The organism is Saccharibacillus qingshengii (genome assembly GCF_013185195.1).
Taxonomy (GTDB): domain Bacteria; phylum Bacillota; class Bacilli; order Paenibacillales; family Paenibacillaceae; genus Saccharibacillus; species Saccharibacillus qingshengii.
In genome coordinates this window covers 97,792-119,330 of the sequence record NZ_JAAZWC010000015.1, presented here as the reverse complement: position 1 = coordinate 119,330, position 21,539 = coordinate 97,792, and the positions used below count along the sequence as shown (strand labels likewise).

The following is a 21,539-nucleotide window of genomic DNA, read 5'->3' as shown; positions in this document are numbered from 1 at the left end:
TTGAGCTTCGTTTATTTGGCTTCGACGATGATTTTATTGAAATAGTTGGGCGGAATCGGGTTTTAAAACACGCCCTAAATAAGCAGGGCGATTTGATGTACGACACCGAGCCGGGCGGTTCGATGCCGGGAGGTCCGCAGAGAGCCCAATTGGCCGAGGCGGCAGGTATGGCCCAAGGCAGTGGAGGGATGATCGATTGGGAACCGGAAGGAACAGGCAAATCGCAGCTGATTTATTCGCGTTCCTCGTATAACAACTGGACGTATTTTACCGTACTCGATCAGCGGGAGATTGCCGGGGCGCTCCAGACGACGCGCTACGGCCTGATTGCTATGGAGCTTGCGCTTATTCTGCTGATTACGGTAGCGGCTTACGTCATCGCAGGCTATTTCACAAAACCGATTCGCCAGATTACGCACAGCCTGCCCCAGCATGCTTCCTTGACACCCAAGAACGAGATCGACTGGATCTTGTCTTCGATCAACCGCCTGCTCAGCGAGAAGCAGAGTCTGGAAAGTCTGATGGAAGCGGAGCAGCCGCAGCTCGAAACGCAGTTCGTATTGAATTTGTTCCGCAGCCGTATTACCGCGGGCGAACTGGATCATCAATTGAAGCGCTGGCGCTATGACGGGGGAGAAGCCAGGCAGTATGTCACCATGCTCGTCCAGCTCGATAATGTGGGCAAGCGGGAATCGCCCGATCGCGACGTTCTTCTGCTCGCCGTAAACAAAATTGCCGAGGAGATCGTCCCTGCGCACAACCGGATGCTGCCCGTTCTTCTGAACGATAATACGCAGGCTACCATTCTGATGTTTGACGGTCTGGATGAAGCGGAGATTCGCCGGCATATGCTCGATTATGCCAAACGAATCGTGCATGCGGTCAAAGACTACCTGAAGTTGTCCGTCAGTGTCGGGATCAGCCGGGCCTATCCGAAACTGCTCAAAAGCCGGGAAGCGTGCGAAATGAGCAAGCAGGCGCTTCACCAGCGGCTGAATCTTGGCAAAGAGTCGATTATTTTCTATGCGGATATCGAGAGTGTCGTTCCGGGACCGGTTCTGCTGCATTATCCGTCGGAACTGGAATCGAAGCTGTTCGACGCGATCCGGATCGGGGACGAGCAGCAGGTGTCGGCCGCGCTGTATCCGCTGCTGGCGGAATTCATGAAGAAAAGCCGGAACTCCATGAATCTGGAAGTCATGCTGATCCGGCTGGTGAACAATCTGATCCAGCTGGAGCAGCTGCTCGGGATCGAAGTGCTGCTGACGGCCGACAATCATGCGCTGTACCATCGTCTGCTTGAAATCCGCAACCCGGAAGAAGTCGAACGCGTCCTCGTCGAGCAGGTCATTTTCCCGATGGTGCGCAGTATGGAAAAAAAGACGACCGAGCAGTTCCGCTGTTTGTCGGAGAAGATCGCCGCCATTGTGCACGAGGAGTACGACCGGGAACTTTCGCTGGAACTGATCGGGGAACGCCTGCATTACAACCCGAATTATCTCAGCAGCATTTTCAAAAAAGAATTCGGCACGACGTTCAGCGATTATCTGATGGGGTACCGGCTCGATATGGCCAAAAAGTGGCTGACCGAAACCGATCAAACGGTAAAAGAAATCGCCGAGCGGCTGCAGTATCATAATCCGCAGAACTTTATCCGCTCTTTCCGCAAAAAAGAACAGGTGACTCCGGGCGTATACCGTAAATTGAGGCAGAATATATAGCGGTCCGACTGGGGCTTGGGTTCGGTTACACCCCGCGTGAACAAGAAAGGCCCCGTGCTCCTGTGGGTTCACAGAAGTACGGGGCCTGCTTGCGAAACGGAGGGGATCAGCCTTTGACGGCTCCGAGCAGAGCGCCTTTGGTGAAGTGTTTCTGGACAAACGGATAGGCGATCAGCATCGGCAGCGTCGCGACCACGATCACGGCCATTTTGATCGTCTGCGCCGGAGGAATGACGTCGACGGACGTTCCTTCCGCCTGCATGCCGCTCGACACGATGACAATCTGGCGCAGCAGTACCTGAATCGGCCATTTTACGGAATCGGTCAGGTACAGAATAGCGGTCATGTACGTGTTCCAATACGTGACGGCGTAGAACAGCGAGATGGTTGCGATCGAAGGCAGGGCGAGAGGCAGCATGATTTTGAAAAAGATACCGAAATCGTTGCTGCCGTCGATTTTGGCGGACTCTTCCAGTTCATCGGGCAGCGCCTGGAAAAAGTTGCGCATGATGATCAGGTTGAACGCGTTGACGGCAACCGGCAGAATCAGGGCCCAATAGGAGTCGATCAGCCCGACACCCTTGACGACAAGAAACGTAGGGATCATGCCGCCGCTGAACAGCATCGAGAAGACGACAACGAAATTGATGAAGTTGCGTCCTTTGAGATAGCGGCGGGACAGTCCGTAAGCCATCAGCGCGGTCAGGGCCATACTGACGATGGTACCGATCACCGTGACGCCGATCGACACGCCCAATCCTTTGAAAATGGTCGGGGTAGAGAGGATATACCGGTAGGCGTCCAGCGAAAACGTCGTCGGGAATAAAATGAACCTTTTGGATACGACCTCCTGGGTGGAAGCGAACGAACTGGCGATGACGTTAATGAAAGGAAGCAGACAAATCAGGGCGATCAGGATCAATATCGTATAATTCGCGATATTGAACAACCGGCTGCCCAGTGTCTGCTTGTGTGTCGGGGATGAATGCTCCATCTTGTGAACCTCCTTGAGTGGACTGGAATACCTATCTCCACGATAACAGCGGCCCTGCGTTCCGTATATAATCCGGGGATGAGGTGATCGGGCGTGCAGAGGCCGGAACCCGGATAATCATTTTCTTGGCAGGGTATCATCAGCTGAGTTCCGGAAGGTGGAAATGGCGCAGCGGCGCGATTTTGGAAGCGTTATCATTTGATGATTATATACGGAATACCGGCTTACGCTTACGCTTGGGTAGCAAACGGAATTCAAAGCGAAAGCGAGGTTGGTGAGCGATGGCCAAGCCGGTGAACGTGTCCGATACGTCACTGCTGAAGCTGGATCGTCAGGCTGTGCGCAAAAGCCGTTTCGGGCTGCGCAAGCATATGCTGCTGTATTTGATGATCCTGCCCGGTTTTTTGTATTTTGTCATCTTCAAGTATTTTCCGATGGGAGGTCTGATTATTGCCTTCCAGGATTACCAGCCGTATCGGGGGATCCTCGACAGCCCTTGGGTCGGCTTCAAGCATTTCATTCGGCTGTTTACCGAACCTACCTTCTTTATGCTGCTGCGCAATACGCTGGTGCTGTTCGCGATGAATATCGTCTTCTTTTTCCCGCTGCCGATCCTTATCGCACTGATGCTGAACGAAGTGCGGCACAAATTTTTCAAAGGCGCGATCCAGACGATCATCTATATCCCGCACTTTATGTCGTGGGTCATCATCGTCTCGATCAGCTACGTCTTCATGACGGTGGACGGCGGAGTGCTCAACGAACTGCTGGCTGCGGTCGGACTGCCGAAGATCAGTTTCCTGACCTCGCCCGAATGGCTGCGTACCGTGTACATCGGACAGATCATCTGGAAAGAACTCGGCTGGTCGACCATCATCTATCTGGCCGCGATCACCGTGGTCGATACCCAACTGTACGAGGCGGCGGAGATGGACGGAGCCGGACGGCTGCGCAAGACCTGGCATGTCACGCTTCCGGCGATCCGTCCCGTCATCATCACCCTGCTGATTCTCAAGATCGGAAGTACGCTTGATCTCGGCTTCGAGCATATGTATCTGCTGCTGAATTCCCTCAACCGCGAAGTGGCGGAGATTTTCGATACGTACATCTATACCGCGGGACTCAAGAACGGGCAGCTCAGCTACAGTACGACCGTAGGCTTGTTCAAGGGAGTCGTCGGTTTGGTGCTGGTCATGCTGTCCAACCGCCTCGCCAAAAAGATGGGGGAAGACGGCGTGTACTGATCGGACGGCCGAACAGATTCTATTTATTCCAAAGAGAAGGGGTAATCACATGAAAACAGCCGCAAAAAAAGTTCGTCAAACGGGTGCTCTGTTGTTGTGTACCACATTCCTGCTGCTCGCTGCCTGTGGAGGAGGCGGCAGCCAGGCCGCTACGGGAGAACCGTATGACGAGAACTCCAAAGCGACGATCAGCTGGCTCAATATTCTGCATACCGCTTCTCCGCCGACCGACACCATTTTGAACAAAATCGAAGAAAAAACGAATGCGGATATCCAGTTTTCCTGGATTCCGGATGCTTCCAAAGAAGAGCGGATCAATACTTCCCTCGCTTCGGATTCGCTTGCCGATGTCGTGACGCTTACGCTGCTCGACAATTCTTCGGTACGCAACTCCCTCAAGTCGGGTCTGTTCTGGGAAGTCGAGCCGTATCTGAACGATTATCCGAATCTGGCCAAGATTTCCGAAGACACCCGCCGTTCCGCTTCGATCGGAGGCAAGCTGTACGGGGTTCCGTTCCAGAAAGATCTGGCGCGCAACGGAGTCACGATCCGCAAAGACTGGCTGGATAAGCTGGGACTTGAGGCGCCGCAAACGACCGATGAACTGATGGAAGTGGCGCGGGCTTTCACGGAAGACGATCCGGACGGCAACGGCAAAGACGATACGACGGGCTTCGTCGATCGCAGCGATCTGGTATACGGAGCGTTCAAGACGCTGAGTTCGTATTTCGGAACGCCTAATATCTGGCAGGTGAGCGAAGACGGCAAGATGACGCCCGAATTCATGACCGATTCGTACGTCAAGACGATGGATTACATGAAGGCTCTCTATGAAAAAGGGTATATCAATCAGGACTTTGCCGTCACCGCCAAAACCGATCAGCAGCAGAAGTTTGCGCAGGGCCGCGCCGGTATCTACGTGGGGGCGATCTTCGACAGCAAGAATCTGCTCAATATGGCCAAAGGGCTGCAGGACGATATGGAACTTGTACTGGTCAATGATATAACCTCAACCGGAAACGAAGCGGATCGCGCGATCTGGGCGGCCAACAACGGAATCGGCGGACTGCTGGCCTTCCCAAGGTCCGAAGTCAAAGACGAAGCCGAGCTGAAACGGATCCTGAAATTCGTGAACGATCTGATGGACGAGGAAAGTTACGCTTTGATGACCTACGGGATCGAAGGAACCCACTACACGGTCGACGACCAGGACGCGGTGACGATTACCGATACCGATCTGTGGCAGCAGGAAGTGCAGCCTTTTGCCGCCAGCCGTCCCAAAGAAAGCGGATATGCGATTCACGACGCGGACCCGCTGAAACAGGAATCGGACAAACTGATTGCCGATAACGCCAAATATGCCGTGCTGAATCCGGCCTACTCGCTGGAATCGGAAACCTATAACACCCAGGGTTCCGAACTGCAAAAAATGATCATGGATGCCACGTACAAGTATATCTTGGGCGAACTGGACCGGGCGGGATTCGACGCGGCGGTGGAGAGCTGGAAGAATGCCGGAGGAGCAACCATCATTTCCGAATATGAAGCCGCTTACAAAGAGTCGAAATCGTAAATTGCAGCTCACCGATCGAATCGCACGGAACCACAGATCCGGACGGAGCGGGCTGCCGCTCCGGTCCACCAGGAGGATGACATGGACAATCTCGAGACACAATCGACAAGATGGAGTATCCGAACCGCGGAATCCATCATGCAGCGGATGCCGCGGCTGTATGCGTGCAACGGTCTTAACGGCAAATGGTCGTACGATTACGGCGTTGTGCTGAAAGGATTCGAAGCGCTGTGGCGGCATACCGGCGACAATCGGTATTTCCGTTATATCCAACAGCAGATGGACCATTTTGTGCAGGAAGACGGAAGTATTCGCGGCTACACGGAAGACGAGTACAATATCGACCATATCAACAACGGCAAGCTGCTGTTCGCCCTGCATGCGGAGACCGGAGAACGCAAATACCGCCTGGCCGCCGATCGGCTGCGCGGACAATTGGAGCGCCATCCCCGAACCTCGGAAGGGGCTTTCTGGCATAAGGAAATCTACCCGTACCAAATCTGGCTCGACGGCTTGTACATGGGTGCGCCGTTCTATCTTCAATATCAGCTGGAATATGCGGGCGGCGAAGGATTGGACGATATCATCCGGCAGTTTATCCTGTGCGAACGGCATACGCGGGACCCCGAAACGGGTCTGCTGTTCCATGCCTGGGACGAGAAAAAGGTACAACCTTGGTGCGATCCGAATACAGGGCTGTCGCCGCATTTCTGGGGACGCTCGCTCGGCTGGTTCGTGATGGCGTTGGTCGACGTATTGGAACAACTGCCGGGCAGCCATACGGATGCTCCCGAACTGCGCCGGATTCTGGTCGATACGCTGACGGCGCTGCGCCGCTACCAGGAAGCGGATTCGGGTGTCTGGTATCAAATCGTCGACTGCGGTTCGCGCAAAGGCAATTATCTCGAAGCATCGGCTTCCAGCATGATCGCTTACGCCATCGCCAAAGGAATCCGGCTCGGCGTGCTCGATCAGACATGGCAGGAAACGCTGGACCGGGCATTCCATGGGATATTGGACGAATTTGTACTGGAGACCCAAGAAGGCTGGATCAATCTGAACAAGAACTGTCAGGTCGCCGGTCTCGGCGGCGCGGACAAGCGGGACGGCACTTTCGCCTACTACATCAGCGAGCCGATCGTGACCAACGATTTGAAAGGTCTGGGCGCTTTCTTGAAGTTCTGCGCGGAATACGAATGGACGCTGCCGGAAGCCAATCGCGCAAAAGGGGTGTCCGCACGCCGGGAAGGAGCGGATTCCGTTGGGCATGTATAACGTAAACGATTACGGCGCTTTTCCCGGCGGGCAGGAACGGTCGACCGCCGGGATTCAAGCGGCAATCGATGCCGCGGCGCTTGCCGGGGGAGGTACCGTGTTTATCCCGGCAGGGCAGTATCTCACCGGGTCGATCGCGCTGCGCAGCCGGATCGAACTTCGGCTCAGTCCGGGCGCGGTACTGAGCTTCAGCACGGATCCTGCGGATTATCCCGTGGTGGATTCCCGCTGGGAAGGGGTGCGCCGGCAGGTTTACGCTTCCTGCATCTACGGGTCAGGCCTCGAACAAGTCTCGGTCACGGGAGGCGGCACGCTCGACGGCTGCGGTCAGGCATGGTGGGAGCGGCACCGCGGCGCTGCGGAAGAACTGGCGTATCCGCGTCCGAAACTGATCGGACTCGATTCCTGCAGCCGGGTGACGCTGCGCGACTTGAATCTGCGCAATTCGCCGAGCTGGACGGTCAATCCCGTGTTGTGTACGGATGTCACGATCGACAATCTGTCGATTCTGAATCCGGCGGATTCGCCCAACACCGACGGAATCAATCCGGAATCGTGCAGCGGCGTACGAATCGTCAACTGTCATATCGATGTCGGCGACGACTGTATCGCGATCAAGTCGGGCACCGAAGATACCGAAGACCGGGTGCCCTGCGAGAATATTTCCATCTCCAACTGCACGATGCTGCACGGACACGGGGCCGTTGTGCTGGGCAGCGAAATGAGTGGGGATATCCGCAATGTCGTGATCCAGAACTGTATATTCAAGCAGACCGACCGGGGAATCCGCTTCAAATCGAGACGCGGTCGGGGCGGGGTCGTCGAAGATATTCGGATCAGCCAGATCGTCATGGAAGAAGTGATCTGTCCGTTTATTCTCAACTTGTATTATTTCTGCGGACCGAGAGGCAAAGACCGTTATGTGTGGGATAAGAATCCGTATCCGGTGACCCGGGATACCCCGCAGTTCCGTCGTATCCATTTCGCCCATATTACGGCCCGTCAGGTCCATGCGTCGGCCGGATTCCTGTACGGACTGGCCGAGATGCCGGTGTCGGAAATCACATTCGAAGATATCGAGATTTCGATGGCCGAGCATGCCTTACCGGGGCTGCCGGCGATGATGGCTGACCTCGAGCCGATGCGTGCGCGGGGCTTCTATCTGGGCAACGTCCAAGATATCAGCTTTTATCGCGTGCGTATTGCCGGACACGAGGGTCCGGCTTTCCAGGTCGCAAACGGCGAGAATATCGAGATCGAGGCCTGCCGTTCGCGGGATCGGACAGGGTCAACCGAACTTGTGATCGAACGTGCCTTTTCCGAAGCTACTTCTTGAATCTGTTCATTTTGCGAAGCGAGGAGGAATGACCGATGCGCGACGACCCGCTCTGGAAGTGCCTCGGCGACCTGCCGACAAATCAGGACGTTCGGGCCCGCTCGATCCGGCGGGACACACAAGGCGGCTACTGCCTGGAATCGTTGATGCTGGAGCTGAACGGCATCGAAGAAGTGCCGGCTTATGTCGCGATGCCGACTGAAGGTTCCGGTCCTTACCCGCTGGTCCTGTTCAACCATTCGCACGGCGGACTGTATGAACAGGGCAAGCGGGAATTGATTCGCAGCAGCTCCTATCTGCAGCAGGAATCATTCGCCCAAGCGTTGACGGGTATGGGATACGCCGTAGGCTGCATCGATATGTGGTGCTTCGGCGAGCGAAGCGGCAGAAGCGAGAGCGAGACGTTCAAGGAGATGCTCTGGAACGGACAGGTGATGTGGGGCATGATGCTCCACGATAATCTGAAGTTTCTGGATTATCTATCCGGCAGAGAAGATATCGACGCTTCGAGGGTTGCGACAGTAGGCATGTCGATGGGCGGACTGATGGCCTGGTGGTCGTCGGCGCTCGACGAACGGATCGGAGTGACGGTCGATATCTGCGGGCAGGTGGAAGCCCGGGCATTGATCGAGCGGCGCGGTCTGGATCACCACGGGTTTTATTCGTATGTGCCCGGGCTGCTGAAACATGTCGAAACGCTGGATATTCAGAAGCGCATCGCGCCAAGGCCCCGGATCAGTCTGACAGGCAGGCACGACCGGCTGTGTCCGCCCGAAGGAGTCCGGCGGCTGGATGAAGGACTCCGGTCCGCCTATGCGGAAACCGGACATGCCGAACATTGGCGCTGCGTTTCTACGAGCGGCGGGCACGCGGAGACGCTCAATATGCGGCAAACCTGGCTGGCTTTTCTGAACAAGCATCTATAAACAAGCGGGCCGGACGAGCGGAACCGTCCGGCTGCCAGTCGTTGACAAGGAGGGAGAGCGATGGTGCTTTGGGTAGGCGGGGAACCTTACTGCGATTACGCGACGCTTCGCGAAGCGGTGGAAGAAGCGGAGCGCCGTGCGCCGGATGTGCCGGAGACGATCTGCATGCTGCCGGGTATCTACCGCGAGCAGGTGATCATTTATCGCTCCTATCTGTCGATTATCGGAATCGGACAGGTAGAGATTGCCATGGACCGCCATGCCCGTGAACCGGACGGAACCGGAGGGGAGATCGGCACTTTCGCCACGCCCACGCTTTTCCTCGGCGGAAGCGATCTTCGGATTGCGAATATCACCGTGTCGAATACGGCGGGGCAGGGTGCCGAGATCGGGCAGGCGATCGCACTGACGGCGCACTGCGACCGAACGGTGTTCCGAGGCTGTACCTTCCGGGGGTATCAGGATACCTTGTTCACAGGGCCTCTCCCGCTTTCGCCGAAAAAAGGCGGCGGGGCTTCGTTCGGAGGCATCGAAATCCGCCAGACGCATGACCGGTACAGACAGCTGTATATGAACTGCCGGATCGAAGGCACGGTCGACTATATCTTCGGCGGGGCTTCCGCTTGTTTCGAACACTGCGAGCTCCGCAGCCGGGCTCGCACGGGGGATGAAACGTCCGGTTATGTGACGGCCGCTTCCACGCCGCAGGATCAAGCATGGGGATACGTGTTTTTTGAATGTCTATTGACCGCCGAGCCGGGTGTTCCCGCAGGTTCCGTCTATCTGGGCCGCCCTTGGCGCGAATATGCGCGAACGGTATTTGCCGGCTGCCGGATGGGAGACCATATTCACCCCTCCGGCTGGCACGACTGGAATCAACCCGCCAATCGGCAGACGGTCGATTACCGGGAATACGGGGCGGCAGCGGCGGCATTTCCTGCCGCCCGCGCCGATTGGACAGTCAGCCGCCCGATCGGAGCCGAAGCCTGGAACAAAGAATCGCTGTTCCCGGATGATCCTTTCTGGGCATCATACCGCGAATAAAGAGCCGAATCGGCAAGTGAAAGAAAGGGGAAGGTCATCATGCACACAGGGGAAAAAGAAGCGGCTGCCGCCGGGCAGACAGGATCGCGGAGTGCGATCGAGAATCCGGTATTGAGAGGATTCAATCCCGACCCGTGTCTGCTTCGGGTCGAAGGAACGTATTACGTCGCCGTCTCGTCGTTCGAATGGCTGCCGGGAATCCGGATCTATTCTTCCGACGATCTGGCCCATTGGAGCCACCGGACCGATGTGCTCCGAGAAGCGGTCGATTTGGCCGGGAATCCGCACAACTGCAGTATTTGGGCACCGCAGCTGAGTTACGCGGACGGCCTTTTCCACCTGATCTATACGGATGTCAAAAGCACCCGCCGTCCGTTCAAAGATGTCCGCAATTATCTGATCACGGCCTCTTCGATCGAAGGGCCGTGGTCCGAGCCGGTGTATCTGAACGGAATCGGCTTCGATCCTTCGCTGTTCCACGACGAAGACGGCCGCAAATGGCTGCTGAACGTGCTTTGGGATCACCGGATTTCGGAGGGCAACAAATCGGTCGGCATTACGATTCAGGAGTATGATCCCGTGCTGCGCCGGATGATCGGACGTCCCGTCAAGATCTTCGACGGAACGGAGCTTCGCAAAACGGAGGCACCGCATGTGTACCGGCATAACGGCTGGTATTATCTGATTACGGCCGAGGGAGGAACCGGAGCGGGACATGCGGTGACCGTGGCCCGGTCGCGCGGACTGCACGGTCCTTACGAAGTCGATCCAAGCAACCCGATGCTGACTTCGAGCGATCGGCCGGACTGGCCTCTGCAGTGCGCCGGACATGCCAGCCTGGTCGATACGCCGGGCGGAGATTGGGTCATAGCGCATCTGTGTACGCGTCCGATCGAAGGCGATTATGCGGTTTTGGGCCGGGAAACGGCGCTGCAGCGGGTCCGCTGGGACGAAGAAGGCTGGCTGAGACTGCTTGAAGGCGGGCATACTCCGCAGCTGGATTTTATTCTGCCCGAGGAGTATGCGTTATCGGGGGCGGAGCTTTCGAGCGGCGAAGGGCGCTTCGAAGACGGATTTGAAGGTGCCGAACTGCAGACGGGCTGGAACAGTCCGCGCATTCTGCCAAACGCCGACTGGTGCTCGTTGAACGCCAGACCGGGCTATCTTCGCCTGACGGCCGGAGAATCGCCCCAGAGTCTGTTTCGCCATCATCTGCTGGCGATCCGGCAGACAGACCGTTCTTTCCGGGCCGAGACAACCGTCGATTATCGTCCGCAATCTTTTTTGCAGATGGCCGGTCTGATGCTGTATCTCTGCGAAACCCGGTATTTATACGCTTTTGTCAGCCATGACGAGCGGCAGGGGCGTATTGTGTCGATCATGCGGGGAGAGGAAGACGAATTCGAACTGCTGGAACATCCTCTTCCCGCTGGGGAAGAAGGAGAGATTGGACTGGAGGTAGAAGTCAATGGACTTCAGGCGAGATTCCGGTATCGTTTAGCCGGTTGCGGCGAGTGGAAGAGCCTGGGCGAGCCGTATTCGATCGGATTTCTGTCGGGAGGGTTCACGGGGAATTTCGTTGGAATCGCCGTGCACGATCTGGAGAAGCTGCACGGCAGCCATGCGGACTTCGGATATTTTCGGTATTCGGGACATAAATAACGAACAAAAAGCGTCATCGGCATAAGGGTGAAAAAGCTGCGAGCATGCCTCGACAGCTTTTTCGGCATGGATTTTCGAAAGGTTTCAATTATCTGTAAACAAGGATTCGGCCAAAAAGGTAAAGCGTTTTCGAGTTTTTTTGGACAACATTTTCGAAATTCGCCAAAGTCGCCGGATAAGCGAGAATAACCGACCATTTAATATGAATGAATGCGCTGACAACGCCAGCCGCATGCATAGAAGGCCCATTGCCGGAATACGCTTTTTTCCTCGCTTTGCCGGGATAAAGAGAGGGTGATACACTGCATTATGCCAAACATATGTATCTTTATACGGAATGGGACGAACGGCTCAAATGGGCGTTCCTACAAACGAGGAGGAAAGACATGAACGTTCTCAGGCGACTGCAGGACTATTACTGGGAGAAGAAGACGTATATGTTCGTCTCGATTCTTTTTCTGGCAATCGCTACTGCACTGGGGTTGGTCTACCCCAAACTGCTCCAAATCTTGATCGATGACGTGATTGTGCCCCGAAACTTCGAAGGAGTGCCGCAGCTTGCGCTTGCCGTGGTCGGCGTAGTGACGATCAAAGCGATCATGCAGTTCCTGCACGGCTTCTTCGGCGCGCGACTTGGTAACTTTCTGGCTTACCGGCTGCGCAATGCCTGCTACGAAAAACTTCAATTTCTGTCTTTCCGGTACTACGACACGGCCAGAACCGGAGACCTGATGTCCCGGTTGACCGGCGATCTCGAAGCAATCCGGCTGTTTATCGGGTTCGGCTTCGCCCAAATTCTCAACTTGTTCCTGATGGTCGGTTTCGGAGCGGCCATGATGCTCTCGATCAACTGGCAGCTGACGCTGTGGACGCTGGTCACGATTCCTCCGCTGGTCTTTGTCGCGCTGCGTTTCGAAGCCCGCATTCATCCGGCTTTCCAGGAAATGCGCCTTGCGCTCAGTTCTTTGACGACCGCGGTACAAGAGAACGTAACGGGTGTCCGTACCGTCAAGGCGTTTGCGCGCGAACCGCACGAAGTGAGCAAATTCTCGGTGCGCAACGACCGCTACAAAGACAATCAGCTGCATGCTTCGGGATTATGGAGCCGTTATTTCCCGGTCATGGAACTGCTTGCGTCGGGCTGTGCGGTGCTGCTGATCGGCGTCGGCGGTACACTGGTCATCCGGGGCAGCCTGACAATCGGGGAGCTGGTCGCCTTTTTCAGTCTGATCTGGTACATTATCGGACCGATGTGGGGGCTCGGCTTCCATATCAATAACTATACGCAGTCCGAAGCTTCGGGTGAACGGGTACTTGAAATCCTCAATCAACCGATCGAAGTACGCGACAAAGAAAACGCTATTTCGCTGGAAGATCGGGAAACGATCGGACATGTCAAGTTCGACCGTGTCGGATTCGCCTACGGCAATAAGCTGCACGCCGTACACGATATCAGCTTCGATGCTCCCGCCGGCAAGGTCATCGGTCTGCTGGGCGGCACAGGCGCCGGCAAATCGACCATTATCCAGCTGCTTATGCGTGCCTACGATGTTACGGAAGGCACGATCACACTCGACGGAACGGATATCCGGGATATCCGGGTCGAAGATCTGCGCGGCCAAATCTCCACCGTTTTCCAGGAAACCTTCCTGTTCTCCTCGACGATCAAAGGCAATATCGGTTACGGAATCGGGGACGTTCCGATGGAAGAAATCGTTCGTGCGGCGAAGCTTGCCAAAGCGCACGACTTTATTATGGAAATGAAGGAAGGCTACGATACCGTCGTCGGCGAACGCGGCATGGGCTTGTCCGGCGGACAGAAACAGCGGATTGCCATTGCGCGCGCCCTGCTCAAGAATCCGAAAATCCTGATTCTGGACGATGCCACCAGCGCCGTCGATATGGAGACCGAGCACGAGATTCAGGCCGGATTCCAGGAAGTCATGAAAGGACGAACGACCTTCATTATTGCCCACCGGATTTCTTCGCTGCGCCATGCCGACGAAATTCTTGTAATGAATGAAGGACGGGTGGTCCAGAGGGGCCGGCATGAGGAATTGATTGCCCAACCCGGTCCTTACCAGGAAGTTTATACGATTCAATATGCCGACCATATTGCCCAAACGGAGCAGGCGAATGAAGGGGGGGCGGACCTGTGAGCACACACAGCGAGAAATTCAATCCCAAACTGGGGAAAAAGCCGCAAAACGATCCCAATCAGAGCCGCTTCGTATACAAGGACGACGACGAAATCGACAAAGCGTTTAACTGGAAACAGTTCGGCCGGCTCTTCTCGTACATGCGACCTTACGCCAGGCAGATGCTGCCGCTGATTATCCTGATGACGATTCTCGGGACCGTCACCAAACTGGCGGTGCCTTACCTGACCGGCGTGCTTGCGATCGACAAGGCGATCAAGAACAGCGACCTGACGCTTCTGTATATCGTAACCGGGACGGTGCTTGGTTTGTACGTCGTCCAATGGGCGGCCAACGTTTTCCGGATCCGATACACGAATATCATCGGGCAGCGGGTCATTTACGATATCCGCTCCTCCTTGTTCTCCCATATCCAGAAGCTCTCGTTTAACTTTTTCGACAAGCGTCCGGCCGGTTCCGTTCTCGTGCGGGTGACGAACGATGTCAACTCGCTGCAGGATCTGTTTACGAACGGGGCCGTCAACGCGATGATCGACTGCGTGCAGTTGGCGGGCATTATCGTCATCTTGCTGCTGATCAACTGGAAACTGGGGCTTGCGGTGATGATTACGGTTCCGATCATGTTCTTCATCTCGACCAAGCTGCGCCAGAAGATCCGGATGGCCTGGCAGGATGTGCGCCTCAAGAATTCGCGGATCAACTCGCACTTGAACGAAGCGATCCAGGGAATCCGGGTCACCCAGGCTTATACGCAGGAAAAAGAAAACATGAAATTCTTCAACGGCATGAATGCGGAAAGCCGAAAGTCATGGGACCGCGCTTCGACGATGAACCAGGCCTTCGGACCGATGATCGAAATTACGGGCGGCGTCGGCTCGATGATCCTGTTCTGGTACGGAACGTATTTGATCCAGCAGGGAGAAGTGACGGTCGGCCTGCTCGTGACTTTTGCGAACTATGTCGGCAACTTCTGGGATCCGATCAACCGGCTCGGCCAGATGTACAATCAGCTGCTTGTCGCGATGGCTTCGTCGGAGCGGATCTTCGAGTTCCTGGACGAAGAGCCAAGCGTCGGCGACAAACCGGGAGCTGCGGCGCTGCCGAAAATCGAAGGCCGTGTCAAACTTGAAAAAGTGGTGTTCGAATACGAACCCGGACGCCAGGCGCTCAAAGGAATCGATATCGAAGCGAATGCGGGACAGTCGATTGCGCTTGTCGGACATACCGGTTCCGGCAAATCGACGATCATCAATCTGCTGAGCCGTTTCTACGATGTGACCGAAGGGTCCGTCAAGATCGACGGCGTCGACGTACGGGATGTCAAATTGGAAAGTCTGCGCGCCCAGATCGGGATCGTGCTTCAGGACACCTTTATTTTCTCGGGCACGATTCGCGAAAATATCCGGTTCGGCCGCCTCGACGCAACCGACGAGGAGATCGAAGCCGTAACCAAAGCCGTCAAAGCGCACGAGTTTATCATGTCGCTGCCGGGAGGTTACGATACGGAAGTCGAAGAACGCGGCAGCGCCCTTTCGATGGGACAGCGCCAGCTGCTCTCGTTCGCCCGGGCCCTGCTTGCCGATCCGCGGATCTTGATCCTGGACGAAGCGACGGCCAGTATCGATACTGAGACCGAGCTGAAGATCCAGGAAGCGCTCAAAGTACTGCTTCAGGGACGGACATCCTTTATTGTGGCCCACCGTCTCTCGACGATCCGCCATGCCGACAAGATTATCGTGCTCGACCACGGCGAGATCAAGGAGCAAGGCACGCATGCGGAGCTTATCCGGCATGGAGGCATCTACAACGGTCTGGTCGAAGCCCAGTTCCGTTTTCTGTAAAAAGGCTTGAGCTTTGAAAATTTCTGGCGAATTAAATAGGTAAACCGAAAACCTGCGACAATTTTCGCGGGTTTTCGCTATTTTTTCATAAAAATTTGATCGATCAGGGTTGCAATTCAGTCGGCCAGCACACAAAATAGAAAAGAACAACACAAAAGGCGTAGGAGTTGGTCAAACGATGTGGGGTGCTCCATTATCCGCGGACGCGAAGAAAATATTGCTTCTCGGCAGCGGTGAACTGGGCAAGGAAGTCGTGATCGAGGCCCAGCGTCTCGGCGTAGAATGTATTGCGGTAGACCGTTACCCGGATGCTCCGGCCATGCAGGTCGCGCATCGCAGCCACGTGATCGATATGTTGGACGCGGACGCGCTGAGAGAATTGATCTTGAAGGAACGTCCGGATCTGATCATACCGGAGATCGAAGCGATTGCCACAACGATGCTGCAGCAGTTGGAAAGCGAAGGATTCCGCGTCATTCCGACAGCAAGGGCGGCAAGATTGACGATGGACCGCGAAGGGATTCGCCGGCTGGCCTCGGAAACGCTTGGGCTGCCGACGGCCGCGTACCGTTTTGCGGATACGCTGGAAGAGCTGAAGAATGCCGCAGCGGAACTCGGTTCGCCGTGTGTCATCAAACCGCTGATGAGTTCATCGGGCAAAGGGCAGAGCGTGCTCCGAACGCCCGAAGATGCGGAGAAATGCTGGCAGTTCGCGCTGGAAGGCGCGCGCGCCAAGAACAACACCCGTGTTATCGTGGAAGCGTTCGTTCCGTTCGAGAGCGAAATTACGCTGCTTACGGTTCGAAGCGTATCGGGGACGACTTTTTGCCCGCCGATCGGACATATTCAGAAAGACGGTGACTATGTGGAATCCTGGCAGCCGCATCCGATGGATGAGGCCAAGCTGGAAGAAGCCAAGCACATCGCCAAAATCATTACGGACGAGCTGGGCGGATACGGACTGTTCGGCGTCGAATTGTTCTTGACGAAGGATGGCGTCGTCTTCAGCGAAGTGTCGCCGCGCCCGCACGATACCGGTATGGTGACGATGGCTACGCAGGATTTGTCGGAGTTCGCTCTGCATGTCCGGGCGATTCTCGGTCTGCCGGTCACGGAAGTGCACCTGCTTACTCCCGGCGCTTCCGCCACTTTAAAAGCCAGTCGGGCAAGTGAACGTTTCAAGGTCGGAGGTCTGACGGAAGCATTGAGCGTTCCGCGTACCCAGATTCGGGTATTCGGCAAGCCGGATTCAAAGCCGGGACGCAGAATGGCCGTCGCGCTCAGCGCGGCGGAAGATGTGGAGACTGCGCGGAACCGGGCTCGCGAAGCGGCCGGTCTGCTAAAAGAGGAGTATTCGGATGACAACTAACGTACTGGAAAAAACAGCGGATCTTCGCACGGCTTCTTGCAGCGATGCGGCGGTCCTGACAGAGCTGATGCGCAAACTGTCGTATCCCACGACACCAAGCGTGATGCGCGAACAGTTGGAAAGCCGCGAAAACAATCCGAATTATCTGACTTATTTGGCGGAGCGTCACGGAGAAACGGTCGGCATGATCGCCCTGCGTCGAATTCCCGCACGGGGCAAAGAGCCGCAGATGACGCAGATTGCGGGTCTTGTGGTCAACGAAGACTGCCGCGGCTGCGGCATTGGCCGACTGCTCGTGGAACAGGCGGAAGCCTGGGCGCGCGAATCGGGCAGCAGACTGCTGTTCCTGACGGGCATCAACCGGGAAGAACGGCTGGGCGCGCACGATTTTTATCGGAATGCGGGCTTTGAGAAATACGGCTGCAAATTCATAAAATCTATCTAGGCACCCAACCGGCTTTTTAGAAACACAAACGAAATCCATCCCCTTCGGTTCCGGCTCCTGCGAGCGGAGCCTTTTTGTTTCAGGGAAACCGGGGAACGCCGGGCGGGCGTCCCGGCAGTCTGCATGATTCCGAACAAGGAGGAGACAGCCTATATGATAAAGGAAATGACAAGAGTCGAATGCTCGATTGAGGACGGCGCGCGAAGTCGGGAATCCGGAACCTTTCGAGCGGGACGCTGGAGCCGGTTGTCGTTGGGACTGCTGCTGCTTTGCGGCCTCTGCATAGCTCTGTCGCCCGGCGAAGCCCGTGCCCAGACGGCTTACGAAGCGGCCTACGCCAAAGAAACGACGGACAAGTCGAAATTTACGGCCAAAGTGGTCTACCTGGTCAATCTGGAGCGCCGCAAAGCGGGGCTCCAGCCGCTCACTCTCGATCAAAAAGCGGCCAAAGCTTCGCGGCTTAAAGCGATCGACATGTCGAAAAAGCGGTATTTCGATCATCACTCGCCGACTTACGGCTCGCCGTTCAATTTGTTGAAGCTGCAAAAGGTCGCTTATCGGACGGCGGGGGAGAATATCGCGATGGGCCAGCGCTCGCCGGAAGAAGTCATGCGCAGCTGGATGAAGAGTTCGGGACACCGCACGAATATCCTGGGTCCGAACTTTACGTCAATAGGTGTCGGTTTCTATAACGGGTATTGGGTTCAGCTGTTTGTCGGTTGAGTTCGTCTGCGCCGACCGTATAACAAAAGAAACCCAACCTCCCGGGAGGTTGGGTTTCTTCATTATATAAAGGAATGGGACATGTAGGACTTGAACCTACAACCTGTCGATTAAGAGTCGAATGCTCTACCAATTGAGCTAATGTCCCATATTTCTTGTAACGGCCGCCCGATCAATTCGGTGTGCTTGTTCCTGGCGACAAGAAGTATCTTACCACAGATCAAATTGGTTTGGCAAGCATTTTATCAAAAAAAGTTTGTAAGAGGTTTTGATTCGTTTGCAAACCGCTTCACAAATCCTTATGGTAAAATTAAAACAGGTATGCCCGTAAGTACAGGGCACGCGGGGGGAGGAAGAACAGCATGAATTCATGGAAATGGATCTGGCGAACGACTGCCGTATCTTCGGCCGCGGCAACGCTTTTGTTGGCTGTCGGTTTCGGTTACGGGGCAAAAGAGCTGGTCTTCCCAAGCGCGAATCGGATCGACGCGGAGGCTTCCGCCAAAGCGCCGCTTACAGAGCGGACGCCTTCGGCGGAAGAAGGGAATTACCGGATCGTCTCGATCGGCGATTCGCTTGCGAAAGGGACGGGCGATACGACCGGGCAAGGATTTGCCAGACGGACAGCCGCGCTGCTGGACAAAAAAAGCGAACGCGAAGTTCGTTTTCTGAATAATCTGGGCATTAACGGCATGACGACCGACGAACTGCTCCAAGAGTTGGAAGAGCCCGGCATCCAATACGTATTGAAGGAAGCGAACGTGATTTTGCTCTCGATCGGAGCGAACGATTTGTTCCAGGGCGGCGCCGCCCTGCAGACGGGTACGAATAATCCTAGCGCCGCCGCGCTCGCTCAAGCGCTGCCTGCCGCTTCGAACCGTCTCGGAGAAGCGCTTGAGCGACTGCGCGAGATCAATCCGTCGGCACAAATCGTCTATCTCGGGTTATATAATCCTTTTGGCGATATCGAATCGCTGCGGCAGGCGGGAGACGAAGGAATCGCCGAATGGAATGCCAAAGCGGCGGAGCGGATCGCCAAAGAACAAAACATGATGCTGACGCCGACTTTCGACTTGTTCCAAAGAAATACGGCGGCTTATTTGTCGTTTGATCACTTCCATCCCAATTCGGCGGGTTACCAGCGCATTGCCGAGCGGGTCGTGCAGGGACTGGAATAAGTCTGCGCCGGGCGTAGCTTCTCATCATGTACGAATTTCGGCCGATATGGTTAGGGAAAGGGCGATGAAGCATGCAACAATCAAATGGGGATTTTGTGCTGCGCGTCCGCGATCTCAACAAGCGGATCGGACGCAAACCGATTATCCGCACCATCAGCTTCGATGTACAAGAAGGCGAAATCTTCGGATTCTTGGGTCCGAACGGCGCCGGTAAAACAACCACGATCCGCATGCTTGTCGGGTTAATCAAACCTACGTCCGGCAGTGTGGAAATTTGCGGATACGATGTGCAGAAACAGCCGGAAGAAGCGTTGAAATATGTAGGGTCCATCGTCGAGAATCCCGAAATGTATCCTTTTTTGACGGGATGGGAGAATTTGATGCACTTCGCCCGCATGCATGACGGGATCGGGGAAGACCGGATCCGGGAAGTGACGGAGCTTGTCCATCTGGGCGGACGGATTCATGAAAAGGTGCGTACGTATTCGCTTGGTATGCGGCAGAGGCTCGGGATCGCGCAGGCGCTGCTTGCCCGTCCCAAACTGCTGATTCTGGATGAGCCCACCAACGGACTCGATCCGAAAGGCATCAAGGAGATGCGGAGCTTTATTCGGGAGCTTGCCGCCGGAGGACTGGCCGTGTTCGTATCCAGTCACCTGCTGAGCGAAATCCAGCTGCTGTGCGACCGCGTCGCGATTATCGGCGGAGGCCGGGAACTGGCCGTCGGATCGGTCGAGGAATTGATGGGAGCCGGTCAGGGATTGATCATCTGGGATACGGAACCCCGCGATCGGGCGGAGCGGCTGCTGCGCGAATATGCCGATATCGTCGTTCTGGACCCGGCCGGCGCCGCCGGGCTGGACGATACGGCTGCGGCGCTGCTCAATGCGCGCAGCATCGTCACCGAAACGCCGGAAGAACGCGTGGCCGAAGTGCTGGAGCGGATGGTCCGCGAAGGCATTGCGATTCGGGGCATACACCGCGTCGCTCCGACGCTGGAGCGGTTTTTCCTGCAAATGACAGAGGGGGAAGGCATCGAGTGAAACGATTTTGGGCCATGGTACAGAATGAAGTCGTCAAGATCGTCAAAAAGAAGCGTTTCTATATCGTGCTGCTGATTCTGGCCGTTATGGTGCCGGTCTTCAGTTACGCGCAGATGAAGCAGTCGCTTGAACGCCGGGAAAGTTACGGCAGCGACTGGCGGCTTGAAGTGCAGCAGGCGATTATCGATAATCAGAATTCCTTGAGCAGCGACCGCGTGCCGCAGGAATGGAAAGTTTACCGGCAGATTTATATTCAACAGATGCAGTATTACCTCGATAACGATGTCAATCCGAACGAACCGGGCGGAGTGACTTTTACGCGGGAATTTATCGATAACGCTTCGACCCTGTTTATTCCGCTCATGATCATGACGATCGCTTCCGATCTCGTTTCTTCCGAACGGACCGGAGGAACGATCAAGATGCTGCTGACGCGTCCGATCCGAAGATGGAAAGTGCTGCTCAGCAAATTGACGGCGCTGCTCATGTTCGTCTCGCTGATCGTCGCCAGCGCCTATCTGATCTGCTACGCGATTGCGGGACTGTTCTTCGGGTACACCGGCTGGAGCATTCCGATCTTTACCGGGTTCGTGCTGAACGGCTCCGATGTCGATCTCAGCCATGTCCAGGCGACGCCTCAGTGGCAGTACCTGCTGATGCAGGCCGGTCTGGTCTGGTTCGTGGGTGTGGTCGTGGCGCTGCTGGCTTTCATGGTTTCGGTTCTTGTGCGAAGCACGGCGGCGAGTATCGTCGTGATGATGGCGGCATTGATCTCCGGTTCGATTCTGGCGAATATGGCTTCGGCCTGGACAAGCGCCAAGTATTTGTTTATGGTCAATCTCGGGCTTACGCAGTATCTGGCAGGGAGTCCGGCGCCGATCGAAGGCATGACCCTGGGCTTTTCGCTGGCCGTTTTGGCAGTCTGGGGCACGGTTTCCGTTATTATTTCTTTTATCGTCTTTACGAAGAGGGACGTTTTGACTTAGAATAAAAAGAGCGAAAATGA

General features: G+C 55.7%; 17 protein-coding genes and 1 tRNA gene. 16 read left to right on the top strand and 2 right to left on the bottom strand.

All coding sequences use genetic code 11. From position 1 onward, the window contains the following. Positions 1–95 precede the first annotated feature (95 nt). Complete coding sequence (locus HRQ60_RS14245) at positions 96–1,721, top strand: helix-turn-helix transcriptional regulator (protein ID WP_246281328.1); 1,626 nt, start codon at positions 96–98, stop codon at positions 1,719–1,721. Between the two features lie 106 nt (positions 1,722–1,827). Here the strand turns inward: HRQ60_RS14245 and HRQ60_RS14240 are convergent, their stop codons facing one another. Beyond that, positions 1,828–2,715, bottom strand: coding sequence for a carbohydrate ABC transporter permease (locus tag HRQ60_RS14240; RefSeq protein WP_246281327.1), 888 nt, complete (start codon positions 2,713–2,715; stop codon positions 1,828–1,830). Between the two features lie 371 nt (positions 2,716–3,086). Here HRQ60_RS14240 and HRQ60_RS14235 point away from each other — a divergent pair, with 371 nt between their 5' ends. The 12 genes from HRQ60_RS14235 to HRQ60_RS24035 all read left to right on the top strand — a co-directional run bounded on the left by HRQ60_RS14235 (position 3,087) and on the right by HRQ60_RS24035 (position 18,312). Further along, positions 3,087–3,959 carry an ABC transporter permease gene (locus HRQ60_RS14235; protein ID WP_246281333.1) on the top strand — a complete coding sequence of 291 codons (873 nt, stop codon included), beginning with the start codon at positions 3,087–3,089 and terminating at the stop codon, positions 3,957–3,959. Between the two features lie 49 nt (positions 3,960–4,008). After that, positions 4,009–5,532 (top strand): extracellular solute-binding protein, encoded by a 1,524-nt coding sequence (locus HRQ60_RS14230; RefSeq protein WP_172196498.1) that lies wholly within the window; start codon positions 4,009–4,011, stop codon positions 5,530–5,532. A gap of 81 nt (positions 5,533–5,613) precedes the next feature. Next, positions 5,614–6,807, top strand: a complete 1,194-nt coding sequence (locus HRQ60_RS14225; protein ID WP_172196497.1) for a glycoside hydrolase family 88/105 protein — start codon at positions 5,614–5,616, stop codon at positions 6,805–6,807. Then, on the top strand, positions 6,794–8,143 hold the full coding sequence (locus HRQ60_RS14220; protein WP_172196496.1) for a glycoside hydrolase family 28 protein: 1,350 nt from the start codon (positions 6,794–6,796) through the stop codon (positions 8,141–8,143). Before HRQ60_RS14225 ends, HRQ60_RS14220 begins: the two co-directional genes overlap by 14 nt. A gap of 35 nt (positions 8,144–8,178) precedes the next feature. Next, entirely contained in the window at positions 8,179–9,069 is an 891-nt protein-coding gene (locus tag HRQ60_RS14215; RefSeq protein WP_172196495.1) for a dienelactone hydrolase family protein, read from the top strand. Between the two features lie 60 nt (positions 9,070–9,129). Beyond that, positions 9,130–10,113 (top strand): pectinesterase family protein, encoded by a 984-nt coding sequence (locus tag HRQ60_RS14210; RefSeq protein WP_172196494.1) that lies wholly within the window; start codon positions 9,130–9,132, stop codon positions 10,111–10,113. A 39-nt stretch (positions 10,114–10,152) separates the two neighbouring features. Further along, positions 10,153–11,775: a glycoside hydrolase family 43 protein gene (locus HRQ60_RS14205; RefSeq protein WP_172196493.1), complete on the top strand. Its 1,623-nt coding sequence runs from the start codon at positions 10,153–10,155 to the stop codon at positions 11,773–11,775. A 386-nt stretch (positions 11,776–12,161) separates the two neighbouring features. After that, positions 12,162–13,934, top strand: coding sequence for an ABC transporter ATP-binding protein (locus HRQ60_RS14200; protein ID WP_172196492.1), 1,773 nt, complete (start codon positions 12,162–12,164; stop codon positions 13,932–13,934). After that, entirely contained in the window at positions 13,931–15,775 is a 1,845-nt protein-coding gene (locus HRQ60_RS14195) for an ABC transporter transmembrane domain-containing protein (protein ID WP_172196491.1), read from the top strand. The genes HRQ60_RS14200 and HRQ60_RS14195 overlap by 4 nt, the downstream gene beginning before the upstream one ends. Positions 15,776–15,953: 178 nt before the next feature. Beyond that, positions 15,954–17,144: a formate-dependent phosphoribosylglycinamide formyltransferase gene (gene purT, locus HRQ60_RS14190; RefSeq protein WP_172196490.1), complete on the top strand. Its 1,191-nt coding sequence runs from the start codon at positions 15,954–15,956 to the stop codon at positions 17,142–17,144. Further along, positions 17,134–17,589, top strand: a complete 456-nt coding sequence (locus HRQ60_RS14185; protein WP_172196489.1) for a GNAT family N-acetyltransferase — start codon at positions 17,134–17,136, stop codon at positions 17,587–17,589. The genes purT and HRQ60_RS14185 overlap by 11 nt, the downstream gene beginning before the upstream one ends. Positions 17,590–17,742: 153 nt before the next feature. Then, positions 17,743–18,312 carry a CAP domain-containing protein gene (locus tag HRQ60_RS24035; protein ID WP_343044692.1) on the top strand — a complete coding sequence of 190 codons (570 nt, stop codon included), beginning with the start codon at positions 17,743–17,745 and terminating at the stop codon, positions 18,310–18,312. 75 nt (positions 18,313–18,387) lie between these two features. On the opposite strand, the gene HRQ60_RS14175 is transcribed toward HRQ60_RS24035, so the two are convergent. After that, positions 18,388–18,460, bottom strand: a tRNA-Lys gene (locus HRQ60_RS14175). 214 nt (positions 18,461–18,674) lie between these two features. Here HRQ60_RS14175 and HRQ60_RS14170 point away from each other — a divergent pair. The 3 genes from HRQ60_RS14170 (at position 18,675) to HRQ60_RS14160 (ending at position 21,519) form a co-directional block, all read left to right on the top strand. After that, the gene (locus HRQ60_RS14170; RefSeq protein WP_172196487.1) at positions 18,675–19,490 is read left to right on the top strand and encodes a GDSL-type esterase/lipase family protein; all 816 of its coding nucleotides are present in this window, start codon (positions 18,675–18,677) and stop codon (positions 19,488–19,490) included. Positions 19,491–19,561: 71 nt separating this feature from the next. Continuing rightward, positions 19,562–20,533: an ABC transporter ATP-binding protein gene (locus HRQ60_RS14165; protein ID WP_172196486.1), complete on the top strand. Its 972-nt coding sequence runs from the start codon at positions 19,562–19,564 to the stop codon at positions 20,531–20,533. Between the two features lie 14 nt (positions 20,534–20,547). Beyond that, on the top strand, positions 20,548–21,519 hold the full coding sequence (locus HRQ60_RS14160) for an ABC transporter permease (protein WP_172196509.1): 972 nt from the start codon (positions 20,548–20,550) through the stop codon (positions 21,517–21,519). The last annotated feature ends 20 nt before the right edge of the window (positions 21,520–21,539 follow it).

Bases quoted from the DNA above. Each gene is read 5' to 3' on its own strand.
- HRQ60_RS14245 (WP_246281328.1), top strand. From the start codon at position 96: ATGTACGACACCGAGCCGGGCGGTTCGATGCCGGGAGGTCCGCAGAGA.
- HRQ60_RS14240 (WP_246281327.1), bottom strand. From the start codon at position 2,715: ATGGAGCATTCATCCCCGACACACAAGCAGACACTGGGCAGCCGGTTG.
- HRQ60_RS14235 (WP_246281333.1), top strand. From the start codon at position 3,087: ATGCTGCTGTATTTGATGATCCTGCCCGGTTTTTTGTATTTTGTCATC.
- HRQ60_RS14230 (WP_172196498.1), top strand. From the start codon at position 4,009: ATGAAAACAGCCGCAAAAAAAGTTCGTCAAACGGGTGCTCTGTTGTTG.
- HRQ60_RS14225 (WP_172196497.1), top strand. From the start codon at position 5,614: ATGGACAATCTCGAGACACAATCGACAAGATGGAGTATCCGAACCGCG.
- HRQ60_RS14215 (WP_172196495.1), top strand. From the start codon at position 8,179: ATGCGCGACGACCCGCTCTGGAAGTGCCTCGGCGACCTGCCGACAAAT.
- HRQ60_RS14210 (WP_172196494.1), top strand. From the start codon at position 9,130: ATGGTGCTTTGGGTAGGCGGGGAACCTTACTGCGATTACGCGACGCTT.
- HRQ60_RS14205 (WP_172196493.1), top strand. From the start codon at position 10,153: ATGCACACAGGGGAAAAAGAAGCGGCTGCCGCCGGGCAGACAGGATCG.
- HRQ60_RS14200 (WP_172196492.1), top strand. From the start codon at position 12,162: ATGAACGTTCTCAGGCGACTGCAGGACTATTACTGGGAGAAGAAGACG.
- purT (WP_172196490.1), top strand. From the start codon at position 15,954: ATGTGGGGTGCTCCATTATCCGCGGACGCGAAGAAAATATTGCTTCTC.
- HRQ60_RS14185 (WP_172196489.1), top strand. From the start codon at position 17,134: ATGACAACTAACGTACTGGAAAAAACAGCGGATCTTCGCACGGCTTCT.
- HRQ60_RS24035 (WP_343044692.1), top strand. From the start codon at position 17,743: ATGATAAAGGAAATGACAAGAGTCGAATGCTCGATTGAGGACGGCGCG.
- HRQ60_RS14170 (WP_172196487.1), top strand. From the start codon at position 18,675: ATGAATTCATGGAAATGGATCTGGCGAACGACTGCCGTATCTTCGGCC.
- HRQ60_RS14165 (WP_172196486.1), top strand. From the start codon at position 19,562: ATGCAACAATCAAATGGGGATTTTGTGCTGCGCGTCCGCGATCTCAAC.
- HRQ60_RS14160 (WP_172196509.1), top strand. From the start codon at position 20,548: ATGGTACAGAATGAAGTCGTCAAGATCGTCAAAAAGAAGCGTTTCTAT.